This window comes from Streptomyces sp. NBC_00038 (assembly GCF_026343635.1).
Lineage (GTDB): Bacteria > Actinomycetota > Actinomycetes > Streptomycetales > Streptomycetaceae > Streptomyces.
This window is the reverse complement of record NZ_JAPELQ010000001.1, coordinates 5,326,406-5,339,461: the sequence shown is the minus strand read 5'-3', so window position 1 is coordinate 5,339,461 and position 13,056 is coordinate 5,326,406. Positions and strand designations below refer to the sequence as shown.

Sequence of the window (13,056 nt, the reverse complement as noted above, 5' to 3'; positions counted from 1 at the left end):
AGCGGCCCCGCTGCCGGTTCCACGGTCCTACGGGTACCGCGGAGCCCCATGCTCCCGCGGAGTCGAAGCCGGAGGAGCCGGAACCGTATCCGCCTCCTCCACCCCCGCCGCCGCCCCCGCGCCTGCGCCCGTCCCCGCCCGACGCCGCGCGACCACGGTCCACATCCCGAGCGTCAGAACCAGGACACTCCCCGCGCCTATCCCACCCGCGGCAATCAGTTTCATCGTTCCGCTATCGCTATCGCCAGCGCTACCGCCGCCGGGGCCGCCCGCTCCGCCCACCGCGTCCTCGATGTCCCCCGACGGAACGTCGAACGCGTCCCGGGGCTGTGCCTGCCCCGCGTACGCCGGCCCCGTCTGCGCGGTGCCGTCCACGCGCACACGCAGTGTCAGTCCGAACGGCCCGTCACCGAACTTGTCGGCGACCTGCGAGGCGAGATGGACGACGAGGTAGTACGAGCCGGGGAACCGCATCGCGGTCACGCGGTCGCTGAGGGCGTAGCGGTTGTCGTAGGCGACGGGAGGCAGCGGATCCAGCGCGGACGAGCGCTGGCTGCCGTCGTATCCGGAGCCGACGTCGTCGACGAAACCGCGGACGGGGTTGTACAGGGACATGACCATGGCCGTGCCCACATAGCCGTTGCCGCTGCTGTTCGAACTGCCCAGTTCGGCGGTGGTGTGGAGCTGTTGTCCCCAGTCGACCGGCACCTTGTAGAAGAGTGTCTGTCCGGGGCTGATCGTGTCCTGCCAGACACCCTGCTTCAGGGCGGTCGCCTTGCTGAAGCCCGCACCACCCGGTCGGGACTGCGGCTCTCCCGCGAGGGCGCTGGGCGACGCGGAGTTCCAGGTCTCGGGTGCGGTCGTCGAACCGGCCTTCTTCAGGCTGGGCTCCTCCACGAAGCCGAGCTCCAGGTCCCAGTCGCCGGAGGAGGAACCCGTCGTACCACTGCGCTCGACGACCACGTAGTACGTCCCCGCCGTCTGGCAGGCGTACCGGTCGCCGTCTGTCTCGCGCGAGGCCCAGGCGGCGATCGGGCGGGAGCTCTGAGTGGCACCGAAGTGCGCGGTCTCGGAGATGGAGCAGTTGCGGCTGTTGCCGTCCTGCACCGACACCTTGACGGCATCCGCGTAGGAGACCGTCTCGCCCGCCCTGGGGATGGCGGTGGCGGAGACGTACGCGTTGGACGTGTCGTCGAGTTCGAGGCGGTAGTAGAGCTTGCCGTCCCTCGGTATGGAGCTCTTGTACGTCTTTCCGGGCTCCAGGCGTACGGAGTCGGTGGTGTCCGCGGTGCCTTCGACCGGGATGGCGTCCTCGGCGAAGGCGTACGGCTTCGGCGTACCGGCGGCACCCACCTGTGTACCGGCAGCGGCGGCCTGGCCCGGCAGTGCGACGATCGCGCACAATGCCGCCACGGCCACCGCCACCGCTGCCACCAGTGCAATCGTCGTCGCCGTAGTGGCCGCGAGCGCCCGGCCGTGCATCGACATCGCGCGCCACCGCCCCGTGCGCCGCCCCATCACACGCCACCCCTCGTAGCAGGCCTGTCCCTTGTGCTGTCCCTATGCATGTCCGTAGGCATGTCCGGGCCGTACGCACAGCCCCCGTACGAGCAGCCGTGGCGCCCCGGACCGTGGCCCATCCTGCCCCGCCCGGCACCTCGCTATCCGCGCTATTCGGACCAGCGGCCGAAAGGGCCCTCTCCGTAGCACACGAATTTGCCAGCGCGATGAATTTATTTGCTCACGTGAAGTGAAGGCTTCCAGGGCAACACAAAACCCCGACCGCGAGGCGGCCGGGGTCTGCTCTGAGACTGCTGTCTCGACTGTTGTCGATACTCACGAACCCGTGGGCACGGAGTCAGTCGCCTCCGTCCACAGATCCTGCTCGGCGCGATCCGCCTGGATCTGGCGGTACACGAGGAGCCCGCCGATGGCGGCCAGTGCGACCAGGAGGAGCTTCTTCACCGCGCGACCTCGTCTTTCCTTGACGTAGGGGACCTCTGGCGCCCGACTATACACACCGACCGATATCGATCGGTGACCTGCGTCGGCGGCCAACTCGCCGCCAGGACACCGCATTAGGGGTGAGGGGAACCGCTCCGATCAAAGGGTGATCACCCCCCTTCGGAAGGTGACCGCGTCCGCTCCGGGTCCCCGCTCTACAGAGTTCTCCAGATTTCGGGCCTCATGCAGCCGTCCGGGTGACTGTTCATCGGAAGATCGACACACGCCGGGCGTGGTCCACCACTTGGCGACCCCTATACACATCATGAGGAAAGTACGCAAATCACCCAACCCGAAAGTGAGGGACCATGGCCAGGAATCAGGTCATGAAGCTGTGGAGCGCCGTCGTCACGCTCCTCGTCGCCCTGTTCACGGCGGCCGGATTCGTCACCACGACCGCAGCCGCGGCCGTACCCCAGTCAGCGCCCGTCCGCAACGCAGGGACCCCGGCCGTGACGGTTCCGGCGGTGCCCCTCTGGTCCGGGGCCAATGATCGGGGCCTGCCCCCGACGATGAAGCAGCGCATCCGGGCCGAGGCCCACGGTTCGTCCCCCTCCTGCCGCCATCGCCCGCCGCTGGACGCGACGGAGGTCGAGACGACCGACTCGTCCACAACAGCAGGCTCGACGACGGAATCCGGATCCACCAGCACGGTCGACCACCCCGCCGGCACGCGATGACCGACCTGTGCCGCCCTGTACGTCAGAGGGCGTCAGCAGATCTGCCGGAACCTTGTAGCGCGAGTTCGCCGGGCAGTTCGACGCGTGTGCCGCAGAAGCAGAACAGTGCCGCCTCGGCGGTGGCCGGTGCGCCCAGGTCGATCGTGAGGATCTCCTGCAGTTCTCGGAACAGTTCGGCTGTCTCGCTGCCCCTCGCGACCAGGATGCTCATTTCGTCGGGATCCCAGATGGCGATCTTCGGCAGGTCGTCCGCCACGCAAATCAGGATGCACACAGCTACCTCCCCAGGGGTGCACAAAAGCATGAAGTGATCCCGCTCCGGGAGGCCAGCGGACTACCGATCGTACTCGCGGCCCGTGCGCCATATATCCGCTCTCGGGATATTCCACAGAGATGTGCCACACCGGGGAGAACGTGCAGACAAATCACCCAAGTCGGAGCTGTGCCAGTGTCCTTCAGATGGCGCGGCTGAGCTGGAGCATCGCCTCGGCGTTCTTGACCAGGTCACGCTGCCTGGACTCGGGCAGCTGGCGGTAGAGCCGCAACAGCTGAGCCTCTCGTTCATCGCCACTGGGACCAGGTACCGCTCGTCCGACGGAGGCGAAGAACTCACGCGGCGTGGTCTTCACACCCCAGCGACGGAACACCTCCACCATCGCCCGCAGTTTCTCGGGGTCGATGCGGGATGTACCACGGGTCCGGTTCACCCACGCGTTGAGCGTCGGGTACGAGATGCCGGCCTGCTCGGCCAGATCCTTCTGCGTCCGGCCCTGCGCTTGGGCAAGAAGGCGTTCCAGCAGGGCAGCCAGGTCTTCACCCCTGTGGGCGAAGTCCTCGCCGGAGCCGAGTTCGCCGGATGGATGAGGGCCTTTGGTCACGTTTCCGAGCATCAACCAACAACATCCACATGCGCAAGTAGATCGCAGATCGACATGCGGTTTTCCGGGAACAGGCGGCATTCAGCTCTGCCCGCGTGCTACGGCATGCACCTGAAGCCTTCGGCCCATATGAGCCTCCCCTCTTGACGCAATCTACATCTACATGAATAGTGTAGACATCGTGGGCCACTCGACTCCCGACACCCCATCAGTGCCCACGCGCCACCAGATCGCCCCAGCACGCCGTGCGCGACAATCGCCGCCGCGCACATCCCACACCCCAGGAATCTACATCTACATGAAGATTGAATATGAATGACGAAGACCACGCCTCCAGGAGCGAACACCTCGATCCACACGATCCACCCGTCCTCAAGACGAGTCCACAAGCCTCTGTGACGAAGGAGCACACAGTTCGTGTCCGCACAGATCAGACGTGACACCGGGACCCCGCGAGCAGCGGAGCCCGAATTGGTGGCCAAGGCCCGCGCGGGCGACCGCGAGGCGTTCGCCGCCCTGTATGTCCAGCACCAGCGCTTCGTGTTCCGCTACCTCCTCTTCCGGACGCGGAACCGGCACCTGGCCGAGGACCTCACCCAGGAGGTCTTCGCACGGGCGCTGCGCCGCATCACCTCGTACACATGGCAGGGGGCGGAGTTCACCGCCTGGCTGCTCGCCATCGCCAGGAACCTGCACCTCGACGAGGTACGGACGAGCCGCACCCGGCTGGAGACACTGGTCCCCGAACTCGAGGACACCGACGTACACGACCGCAGCGCCGAGTCCACCGCCCTGCGCGAGTTGGAGGCGGTCGAGGCGCTCACCACGGTGCGGAACGCGCTGCACACGCTCAGCCCGCAGCAGCGGCAATGCCTGGAGCTGCGCTACATCGGCGAGATGTCGTCCGCCGAGACCGCGCACACCATGGGGCGCAGCATCGGCGCGGTCAGGGGACTGACCTTCCGGGCGATGCAGAAGCTGCGAACGGCCACGGAGGCGAGCGCCGCGTGAACAGGAACCTTCCGCACGCCGCACGGGTGATCCGCACGGTCATGGAGGCCGGTGGCACCGATCCCATCACGGCCGCCGCCCACGCCCTCGACGGCGAACGGCTCCTTGTCGACCCGGAGAAGTCCTACGGCATCGTGCTGCACCGCACCGCGACCGGGGGATGGTCGCGCGGACCTCGGCAGATGACGGAGCTGGAACGGCAGGCGCACACCTGGGACATGTCCTGCCGGCATGCGCGTCGCGTCGCAACGGCCATCGAGCAGCACATCGGCCGGCACCGGGACTTCCAGAGCGTCCAGGCGGACGGCGACCAGGTGCGCGTCGTACTCCTGGTCGCCCATCGGGACCAGTGGAAGCGGTGGCGCTCGCACTTCGGCATCACGCACGACGGCGAGCGGCTGCTGCCCGATGCGGTGATCGGCGAATGCGTCCACGAAGGAGTGCGCGTATCGGTAGTGGCGTACGAGCTCCCACCGCCGTCGCCCAACCCGAGGAGCCCCGAGGCGGCGCAGGCGTTCGAGTTCGGCGGGCGGGTGTACGACCTGACGGTTCCTCAGTGCGATGCGCACGGGCAGGTCTGGTACTTCCAGGGCTGGCGCGGCCACGACGGCATGCCCCTGCTGTCGCTGGACGGCCGTCCGGAGCGGTGCTCGCTCCCCAACGTGGCAGCGCATCTGGGCCCGTTGACTCCCCTGCAGGAACCGTTACGGGCGGTTGTCGCAGAAACGGCCGGTGAGCTCACGGAGAGCGAACCGCCCGTACAGAACGCCACGACTGTGACCGCGACACGGAGCGAGCAGGCTCGGTGAGGGCCTACGGCGACAGATTCCGGGCGTCGGCCGGAAGGCGTCCCGGGGAGCCCGCCGAAGCCGTCGTCCCTGCCACCGGCGGGTCGTGGCAGCAGGCGGCGGCGCTTCGCGCGGAAGCGGACGGCGGCACACCGGATTGGGGGCTGAGTGCCGCGTGCCGGAGCGCAGATCCCGAGCTGTGGTTCTCCGACAGGACGCGGGCGACCGCCACCGCCATCTGCAACTCCTGCCTGGTGCTTCAGGAGTGCCGTGTGGCCGTGCTGCACCGTGAGGCCGGTCTCCCCGCGTGCGACCGCGCGGGGATCGCCGCGGGCCTCACGGGCGCCCAGCGCCACGAGCTGGACAAGCGGCGCGCTCGACGGGCCGAGGCGCCGTCGGCTCCACCCGCCCGGGTGACTCCCCCGCGCGAGGAAATCGCGCCTTGCGGAACCCGCGCGGCCTACCAGCGGCACGTACGCAAGGGGGAGCCGCCCGACGACGCCTGCCGGGCTGCCAACGCCCGTGGCGCCAGCATTTACCGGCGTACCGGGTCGACGATGCGCTCCGCCGGCCGCCCGCCGCCCGGCGAACGGCAGAGCTCAGCCGCCGCGGTTTCCGACCTTGCCCTGCGTTCCCCGCCCGATCCGACCCGGCCCACCACTCGAACCGCCGAAGACAGTGCGGAACGCGGCCCCCGTCCCGGTGAGGCTCGTCCTGGATCGCAACCCGGAGCAATTCATGTCCACATCCGTCACGCCCTCGCCCCCGGAACCGGCTGACCGGCCGCGATCCGGCCCGCGACGCCACGGTGCCGCAGGCCGGATCCAGAACTTCCTCGAAACAGCCTTCCGTCGCCGTTCGACGCGGGAACAAGCCGGTGCCCCCGGCCGGCCCCCGCAGGCGCCCGGCCGGGAGGTGTCGGAGGTGACTCGCTGGCAGCAGCACGCCGACGCCTACGAGCAGCAGTGCAAGAGTCTCGAGCGGGAACGGGCGCATCTCCTCGCCTGGCTCGCGGTGCTGCATCCGGCGACCTCGGTCCTCGCCGGATGCAGCACCGGCGAGGACGGCCGGCACGTCCTGCACATGGTGGCCGGGGGCAGACAGATGTCCTGGCTCGTCGCGCCCAGGGACATCCACCTGTTCCGCCACACTCACCGCGTCGAGACCCTGGAGCCGATGAACACACGCGCGCGTGCAGACGACAGTGAGACCGAGGCGAAGTACACGCACCTCCGCCGACACACACGCCTACTGGCCCTGGAAGAGGGCGTGGCGACGGTCGTCGAGGAGCTGCGACGCCGCACCTGACAGCACCCTGCCTGCGTTCCCCACTCCCCACTCCCCACTCTCCGGTCGGCAGGCTCGGGAGGCACGTCGACCGGAACACACGAGCCCGGCGGATCGTCTGATCCGCCGGGCTCGTCAATGACCGTGGGCCGTTGTGCGGCGAGCAGGGTCCGCACCATGACAAAGACCCCCAACCACAATGGGTTGAGGGTCTTCATGCTGGTGGGGCTAACAGGATTTGAACCTGTGGCCTCATCCTTATCAGGTCGATCACAGGGGACGGTCGACATCAACCAACCAGTCCTGGGATTCGGTCGATCGTCCGCAGAGGTCCGATGTCGGCCGCTGCTGTCCGCGCCTGTTGGTGTCAGCCGCTGATGTCAGGCCACCGTGCCGGTCTTGACAAATTCGACCCCTGCCTCACCTGCGGCACGGCGTAGGTGAGGCTCTGAGAGGACACCAGGCAAGCTGGACGCTTCGCTGATGATTACTTAATTGGAGAGAGATCCATACGGCTGTAGCTACAGGGCGGGAGCAGTGTGTAGCTACACCGGGGGCCGTCTTGGCTGGCCAGCCAGGTCAAAGCGGAGGTATTGTAGTAGACAGATTGTCTCGGGCTAGGGTCCTGAACAGGGCCTTTCTAGCAACTACCGTAGACAGAGGGGGTTTGGCCCCGGCGCCAACCAGGACCAAACCCCTTGCCTTAGCGAGTCCGGTCGAGCTGATACCGACCGGACTCGCTGCTTTCACAGCTCACCACGTGTCGCCTCCGACCGGACGCCTGGCGGGTCAGTGGATCCAACCCACGCGATCGATGATCACGAACACTAGTCCCGCGACCGCGACGCCAACCTGCCACCTCTCGGGACCGGTCCACTTGCGCCGCCGTTTCCTAGGGCTCTCTTTCATCTAGCCCCTTCCCTTCGCCCTCAAGACCGACCCCGAGTGGGCCGGAGGCCTTGAACTCGCGCCCCCAAACGCGTAGTTCAGTGAGAGCTCCGTGAAGTAGCTTCGCTTATCTTACCGGCCACCTTTGACAACAGGTGCGGCTCACAATCTCCGCAGGTCAGAGCCTTTTCGTGCAGCACCGCCGCCCGCACCATCCTGCAACTCAGCCCTGTCTGCTACGAGTCATAGAGATTTCCCCGGAGAGCGTCGGTGCGCGAAGGGGGTTTCACGTGAAACACCAACTACGGCCTCTGACCCGTTCCGCGACCGTAGCAGTGCACCTGCCTTCCTTCCGCCTGACCGCTCTATGGCCGCTCAGTTCCGGCTATCGCTCACCTCTGGCGCCGGAGTTCGTTGGGTGCGCACTGGGCACATGGTGAGTACTTGTTGGGTACACGTTGGGTACGTGGGAGTACTCATCAAGCTCAGGCGCTCGATCCTCAACTTGGCTGAATTCGCAGGTCGTCGGAGTCTCAATGACCGAGTCAAGGGGTAGTGCGGGTGGCCACACACTGCCGCCGCGGCCCGTGACCGCCAGTCTGCCGCACACGACCCCGATGTGGCAACTTCCAAGGTCAGAGCACCACTTCACCTAAGGTTCAAAAGAATGGGACAGTTAATAGCCGCAGCATCCTTCAGATCGAAGGCAATTGACCGTTGGGGTACCTGAGTGGCGCGACCACTAGGGAAGCCTCGGGACCTCGCTCCCGTCGGCGCTCCATCTGCCTCAAGCACCACCCACCCCAGCTCCCATCCCGTCTGCCGTCGGCCCACACACCGTGGAGCGGGCGTGGTTCATGGCGTCCAGGTGGAGCGCGCCACTGTACGAACGACCTGGACGCCATGGGCCGCGTCTGCTCGGCTCTGCCTGGGTCGATGGCGGACGGGATGGGAGCACTCCACACACGCCACTACGCGGCCGGCACTCGCGAACGGTGCCCCCGCCATCTCGGAGCCTGAGCGCCCCCGCCGGAGGCATGTAATTGACCTTTCCCGTATCCACCCACCCCACCGCCTTGGCCTTCCGTGCGCCTTGGTGGCTTCCTGGTCGCGATGTCCTCACTTCGGCATTGCGACTGACCTCTACGGATCACGCAGTGGCCGATGACGGCTCCGTCTGGGTCTGGTCCTGGTGCGTGGGTGGGGGTGGGGATGCAAGCTCGGTCCGACGCATCGTCCCTGGCGTGCCAAAGCGTGAAGCGGGAATCACCCCGGGGCATCGTCAGGTGGCGCGGGGCCGGGGGCCGGGGCGGCGCGGGCCGAAGGCATGAGCGCAGCCCCGAGTCCCCGTGCCCGCGCCGGCCCGCAGTGCGGGCCGGTGGGGTGTGATCCCGTAGCGGCGGCTGGAAAAGCCGATTGGCCAGCGCGTCGGATGGCCGAAGGGCAAGAGCCCCCACCCCCACCCACACCCTGGGGACCGTGCCCGCGGTCGGGCCTGTCCTGCCGGCCTGTGAAGCGTGGGACGACTGGGGTCTCTTCGCGACAGTGCTGCGTGATGTCAGGTCCTGGGACGGCTGGGGCTTTCCCGCCTTTATCGCTCACGCTGGAGCTGCCGAAGGGCGCTCTTCCCCCTCCCCGCCCAACGGGCGGGGCTTGATGAGGTAGAGAAACCTGTAACAACTCCCGGCGCCGGTCAAGCGGAGGGTGAGTTGGCTGTCAGGAGTCGGCTCGTGAAACCGGCTCGTCGAAGCCGCTCGTACGCCTCGGCCACATCGGCTGGAACGGGCTGGCTGATCATGAATCCCTGCTTCGGGTAGATCATCAGTCGTTGCAACGCGCCCACAAGCATGTCGACCACCAGGCGAGCGTCACCGATGGAGTCGACGTACTCGTCGAGCGTCATCGGAGTAGAGGCGCTGACGATCTCCACTTCGGGCCACAGCTTGCGGGCCGTAGCGTATGCCCGCCGCTCCTCGTATGGCTTGCTGATCAGCAGGACAGAGGACACGTCGACGCCGGCCGCTTCCAACACGTCCCGCGAGAAGCGGATGTTCTCGCCCGTGTTGCGCGCTCGCGACTCCACAAGGACGGCCGAACTGGGGACGCCGAGTTCGAGCGCCCGCTCTCGGTAGTGGACGGCTTCACCGCGGGGCATTCGGTCCCGTGTCGTGGGGCTTGTGGCTCCGGTAAAGAGCAACAGCGGGGCCATGCCACGCTTGTACAGATCTACCGCTGTGTCAGCCACACCAAGGTCATGACTGCCCAGCCCGATGGCAACCGAGCATGCGCGGGGAGAGTGACCCATCTGGTGGTACTCCCACACGCGCCGCGCATCTGCCCAATCCTGTGTCGAGATCACTGGTGGTCTTCCCTGTCCTTGGCCGAGTCGGGCACCTTGAAGTCGTATTCCCAGGCGAAGCGTGATGCCGCGTGCACCCCGATGGCGAACTCAACAACCATGCCGGTGCTCGTGTACGTCGTCCGATGCAGCTCGACGACCGGTTCACCAGGCGGCAGTTGCAGAAGCTTCACCTCGTCCGGCGTAGGGGCACGGGCAAAGAGTTCTTCCTTCATGTGATCGATCTCGTAACCCGCGTCATACAGCACGCGAAATCCACCACCTCGGCCGGCTGGTCCAGGTGTGGGGTCCACTAGACGTGTGCCCTCGACGTGCTCAGGTCGGTAGTAGCTCGTCAGTGTGTGCGTCGGCTGCTCGCCTTCCTTCACCAGCCGCGCACGTGCGTAGACGTTCGCGCCCACCGGCAGACCATGCGCGATTGCTACCTCGGGTGGTGCTTCAACGAGACTGACTGTCTGGGTCTGCTCGTTGCGGCGGTACCCACGCCCGGAGGCAACGCGGTCCGCGATGAATGCAACCTCGTCACCGTCCCGCCACTTTGCCTTGTCGTACCGGGCGGTGCCGAGTCGCTTAAGCGGCACTTGTTGTCGCACGACGGTGCCATGGCCCCGAGACGAGGTGACCAGGCCCTCGGATTCCAGCGCTTTGTAGGCGGCATGGACCGTGGACTTTGAGCCTTCCCCAGCGTCGACAAGCTCTCTGATGTGCGGCAACTGCTGGCCTGGCTCGTAGTCACCTCTCTTGATCTCCTCGGCCAGCCTGTCTGCCAGCTCTCGCCACTTCGGCGCCATCCCGAACCCCTCTCGACAGGGTCTAGTCAAACATAGTCCTAGGACTGTTGACAGTCCCAGGACTGCCAGGCACTATCGTCCTTAGTTGCTCGCAGTCCTAGGACAGCGGGCTCCGGAGGCCCTTCTTTGGGCTGCCCATCGTCAAACAAGGGGTACTGATGCCGTCCTTCAAGATCGACGTTTCGACCGCTGTGGTGTTCGTGGCGACCGCGCCCGTGCCGAAGCTGGTCAACAAGCAGACCGGTGAGCGGGCCGTGGACCGGGAGACGAACGCGGGTCTGTCCACGGTGGGCCTGCTCATCTCGGATGAGGGGGAGGGGAACCTCTACCAGGTGACCGTCCCGGAGACCGGTCTCCCCGAGAACCTCGCGCCCGGCATGCCGGTGCGGGTGATCGGCCTCAAGGCCCGTGACTGGGAGAACGAGTTCAACGGGCAGAAGCGGCACGGGATCTCGTTCCGCGCGGTCGCCGTGACGGCAGGGGCCTGAGTCATGGCTGATCTGTCCCTGTGGCTGGAGGCGACGGGCGCTTTAGCGGGTGCCGGCGGCCTGGGCTATGCGAAGGCGCGCGCTCCTCGCGTGTACTGGTCGCTGGTCGGTCTGCCGGTGACCTGGGGCCGGTTCACCTGGACCTACCGCTCAACGATGGATGTGTGCGGGCTGACGGTGCAGCCGTCCGGTCTGCGGGCGTTCATGGTCCGCAGTGTCGCCCGGCGCGAGGTGCAGCCGGTGCCCCCGAGGATCCGCCGGGTCCGCGGAACGTCCACCGGCCTGCGGGTCACCCTGCGACTCCCCGCCGGCCTGGAACCGGCGGACATCGTCGCTTCCTCGGAGCGGTTGCGTCACGCCTGGGGTGTCCACTCGGTCACCGTGGCGGAGACGAAGCCGGGGTTCGTGGAACTGCGGATGACCGGCTACGACGTCCTGCGCCGGGTGCGGATGCCGAGCAAGGCAGTGCCCCATGACCTGGTCGTTCCGGTGGCGCTGCGGGAGGACGGTACCGCCTTCGTCCGCGACTACCGCCAGGTGCCGATGGCGCTGACGCTGGGCGCCAACCAGTCCGGCAAGTCCATGTTCCAGCGCAACCTGATCAAGGGCCTTGCCCGACTGCCGGTGGCGCTGGTCGGGATCGACTGCAAGCGCGGTGTCGAGCAGAGTGCCTACGCCCCGCGTCTCTCGGCGCTCGCCACAACTCCGGGCGATGCCGCCTCCCTGCTCGATGTCCTGGTCGCGGAGATGGAGTCCCGCTTCGATCTCCTCAACGCCTACGGGGTCTCGGACTTCGCGGACCTGCCGGAGCAGGTGCGTCCGGTGCCCATCGTGGTCCTCGTGGATGAGATCGCCGAACTCTTCCTGATCTCCTCGAAGAAGGATGAGGAGCGCCGCGAACGGCTGGTGACGGCGCTGATCCGGCTGGCGCAGATGGCCCGCGCGGTCGGCATCTATCTGGAGATCTGCGGGCAGCGCTTCGGCTCCGAACTCGGCAAGGGCGCCACCATGCTCCGCGCCCAGCTCACCGGTCGTGTGGTGCACCGAGTCAACGACAAGCAGACCGCCGAAATGGGCCTCGGAGACGTCGCCCCGGATGCGATCCCGATGGTCACCACGATCCCGCCGGACAAGCCCGGACTGGCGGTCGCCGCGGACTCCTCCGGTGGCTGGTCCCGCATCCGTACGCCACTCACCACGTCCGCGGAAGTCACGGCGGTCTGCTGGGAGTTCGCCCACCTGGTGCCCGAACTGCCCGCGCTCGATCCGTTCCGGCCTCCCATCCGCTACGGCGCCATTCCCGGGTTTGCTCCGGTGGCTATCCCGCTGCCGGTCATCAAGTAGCAGCCCGTTCCACCCCGGTCGGCGCGACCGCCTCGCGCCAGGTCCCTACCCCGCCCATGCCGAAACAGGGAGGACACCGATGGACCCCATGCGCTGGTACGAGAAGAACCCGCTGGAGCAGGAAGACGAAAACAGGCTCGGCGACCTGTACGAGACCTTGCTCAACCACCTGCACTTCCGCCCGGAACGCGATGACTTCATCACGGTCGTCAGCAGCGCTCTCCAGGCCGAATTCGACTACCGCGCGGCCGGCGTCTACCCGCCGCTCGGTCACACCTACCCCCGGCTGGCGGACTGATCGCCATGGCCACACGCAAGACCACCACGCCCCGCAAGACCGCTGCCCCAGTGCCCGCGAAGTGCGAGCCGTGCAAGGGCACCGGAGAGGTTGCCCAAACGGTCCGTGTCGGGCGTAAGCGGCGCTCCGTCGGCCAACAGGCCGGCATCTGCCTCGCCTGCTTCGGCACCGGCGAAGCCCCCGAGTGATCCATGCCGGGGCCGGGCGGCTGGACACCGCTCCCCGCCCGCTCCTGGCCCA

Annotated in this window: 15 protein-coding genes; 9 read left to right on the top strand and 6 right to left on the bottom strand. The window is 67.1% G+C overall.

All coding sequences use genetic code 11. The features are described from left to right. Positions 1 to 27: 27 nt before the first annotated feature. Together OG219_RS24100 and OG219_RS24095 are read right to left on the bottom strand one after the other, a co-directional pair. On the bottom strand, positions 28 to 1,518 hold the full coding sequence (locus OG219_RS24100) for a hypothetical protein (protein ID WP_266829706.1): 1,491 nt from the start codon (positions 1,516 to 1,518) through the stop codon (positions 28 to 30). Between the two features lie 318 nt (positions 1,519 to 1,836). Continuing rightward, positions 1,837 to 1,965 (bottom strand): DLW-39 family protein, encoded by a 129-nt coding sequence (locus OG219_RS24095; RefSeq protein WP_003999697.1) that lies wholly within the window; start codon positions 1,963 to 1,965, stop codon positions 1,837 to 1,839. A gap of 347 nt (positions 1,966 to 2,312) precedes the next feature. On the opposite strand from OG219_RS24095, the gene OG219_RS24090 reads away from it, so the two are divergent. After that, on the top strand, positions 2,313 to 2,684 hold the full coding sequence (locus tag OG219_RS24090; protein ID WP_266829704.1) for a DUF6344 domain-containing protein: 372 nt from the start codon (positions 2,313 to 2,315) through the stop codon (positions 2,682 to 2,684). 22 nt (positions 2,685 to 2,706) lie between these two features. On the opposite strand, the gene OG219_RS24085 is transcribed toward OG219_RS24090, so the two are convergent. Continuing rightward, positions 2,707 to 2,940, bottom strand: coding sequence for a hypothetical protein (locus OG219_RS24085; RefSeq protein ID WP_266458347.1), 234 nt, complete (start codon positions 2,938 to 2,940; stop codon positions 2,707 to 2,709). A gap of 199 nt (positions 2,941 to 3,139) precedes the next feature. After that, a complete protein-coding gene (locus tag OG219_RS24080) occupies positions 3,140 to 3,562 on the bottom strand; it encodes a helix-turn-helix transcriptional regulator (protein WP_266829702.1) in 423 nt (140 codons plus the stop codon). A 417-nt stretch (positions 3,563 to 3,979) separates the two neighbouring features. Between OG219_RS24080 and OG219_RS24075 the strand changes: the two genes are divergently transcribed. The 4 genes from OG219_RS24075 to OG219_RS24065 all read left to right on the top strand — a co-directional run bounded on the left by OG219_RS24075 (position 3,980) and on the right by OG219_RS24065 (position 6,669). After that, positions 3,980 to 4,573 carry an RNA polymerase sigma factor gene (locus OG219_RS24075; protein ID WP_266829700.1) on the top strand — a complete coding sequence of 198 codons (594 nt, stop codon included), beginning with the start codon at positions 3,980 to 3,982 and terminating at the stop codon, positions 4,571 to 4,573. Next, positions 4,570 to 5,382, top strand: coding sequence for a BN159_2729 family protein (locus OG219_RS24070; RefSeq protein ID WP_266829698.1), 813 nt, complete (start codon positions 4,570 to 4,572; stop codon positions 5,380 to 5,382). Before OG219_RS24075 ends, OG219_RS24070 begins: the two co-directional genes overlap by 4 nt. After that, positions 5,379 to 6,140, top strand: a complete 762-nt coding sequence (locus tag OG219_RS48270) for a WhiB family transcriptional regulator (protein ID WP_353962407.1) — start codon at positions 5,379 to 5,381, stop codon at positions 6,138 to 6,140. The genes OG219_RS24070 and OG219_RS48270 overlap by 4 nt, the downstream gene beginning before the upstream one ends. Before the next feature lie 145 nt (positions 6,141 to 6,285). After that, positions 6,286 to 6,669 (top strand): hypothetical protein, encoded by a 384-nt coding sequence (locus OG219_RS24065; RefSeq protein WP_266829696.1) that lies wholly within the window; start codon positions 6,286 to 6,288, stop codon positions 6,667 to 6,669. Positions 6,670 to 9,229: 2,560 nt separating this feature from the next. Here OG219_RS24065 and OG219_RS24060 read toward each other — a convergent pair. Together OG219_RS24060 and OG219_RS24055 are read right to left on the bottom strand one after the other, a co-directional pair. Continuing rightward, positions 9,230 to 9,895, bottom strand: coding sequence for a YdcF family protein (locus tag OG219_RS24060; protein ID WP_266829694.1), 666 nt, complete (start codon positions 9,893 to 9,895; stop codon positions 9,230 to 9,232). Further along, positions 9,892 to 10,686 carry a GntR family transcriptional regulator gene (locus OG219_RS24055; RefSeq protein ID WP_266829692.1) on the bottom strand — a complete coding sequence of 265 codons (795 nt, stop codon included), beginning with the start codon at positions 10,684 to 10,686 and terminating at the stop codon, positions 9,892 to 9,894. Before OG219_RS24055 ends, OG219_RS24060 begins: the two co-directional genes overlap by 4 nt. A gap of 158 nt (positions 10,687 to 10,844) precedes the next feature. On the opposite strand from OG219_RS24055, the gene OG219_RS24050 reads away from it, so the two are divergent. From OG219_RS24050 to OG219_RS24035, 4 genes are all read left to right on the top strand, one after another. Beyond that, a complete protein-coding gene (locus OG219_RS24050; protein WP_266829690.1) occupies positions 10,845 to 11,174 on the top strand; it encodes a hypothetical protein in 330 nt (109 codons plus the stop codon). A 3-nt stretch (positions 11,175 to 11,177) separates the two neighbouring features. Further along, positions 11,178 to 12,518, top strand: coding sequence for an FtsK/SpoIIIE domain-containing protein (locus tag OG219_RS24045; protein WP_266829688.1), 1,341 nt, complete (start codon positions 11,178 to 11,180; stop codon positions 12,516 to 12,518). Positions 12,519 to 12,597: 79 nt separating this feature from the next. Beyond that, the gene (locus OG219_RS24040) at positions 12,598 to 12,816 is read left to right on the top strand and encodes a hypothetical protein (RefSeq protein WP_266829686.1); all 219 of its coding nucleotides are present in this window, start codon (positions 12,598 to 12,600) and stop codon (positions 12,814 to 12,816) included. Between the two features lie 5 nt (positions 12,817 to 12,821). Further along, the gene (locus tag OG219_RS24035) at positions 12,822 to 13,004 is read left to right on the top strand and encodes a hypothetical protein (RefSeq protein WP_266829684.1); all 183 of its coding nucleotides are present in this window, start codon (positions 12,822 to 12,824) and stop codon (positions 13,002 to 13,004) included. Positions 13,005 to 13,056 lie beyond the last annotated feature (52 nt).

Coding starts and splice junctions, on each gene's coding strand:
- OG219_RS24100 (WP_266829706.1), bottom strand. CDS start 1,518: ATGGGGCGGCGCACGGGGCGGTGGCGCGCGATGTCGATGCACGGCCGG.
- OG219_RS24090 (WP_266829704.1), top strand. CDS start 2,313: ATGGCCAGGAATCAGGTCATGAAGCTGTGGAGCGCCGTCGTCACGCTC.
- OG219_RS24055 (WP_266829692.1), bottom strand. CDS start 10,686: ATGGCGCCGAAGTGGCGAGAGCTGGCAGACAGGCTGGCCGAGGAGATC.
- OG219_RS24050 (WP_266829690.1), top strand. CDS start 10,845: ATGCCGTCCTTCAAGATCGACGTTTCGACCGCTGTGGTGTTCGTGGCG.
- OG219_RS24045 (WP_266829688.1), top strand. CDS start 11,178: ATGGCTGATCTGTCCCTGTGGCTGGAGGCGACGGGCGCTTTAGCGGGT.
- OG219_RS24040 (WP_266829686.1), top strand. CDS start 12,598: ATGGACCCCATGCGCTGGTACGAGAAGAACCCGCTGGAGCAGGAAGAC.
- OG219_RS24035 (WP_266829684.1), top strand. CDS start 12,822: ATGGCCACACGCAAGACCACCACGCCCCGCAAGACCGCTGCCCCAGTG.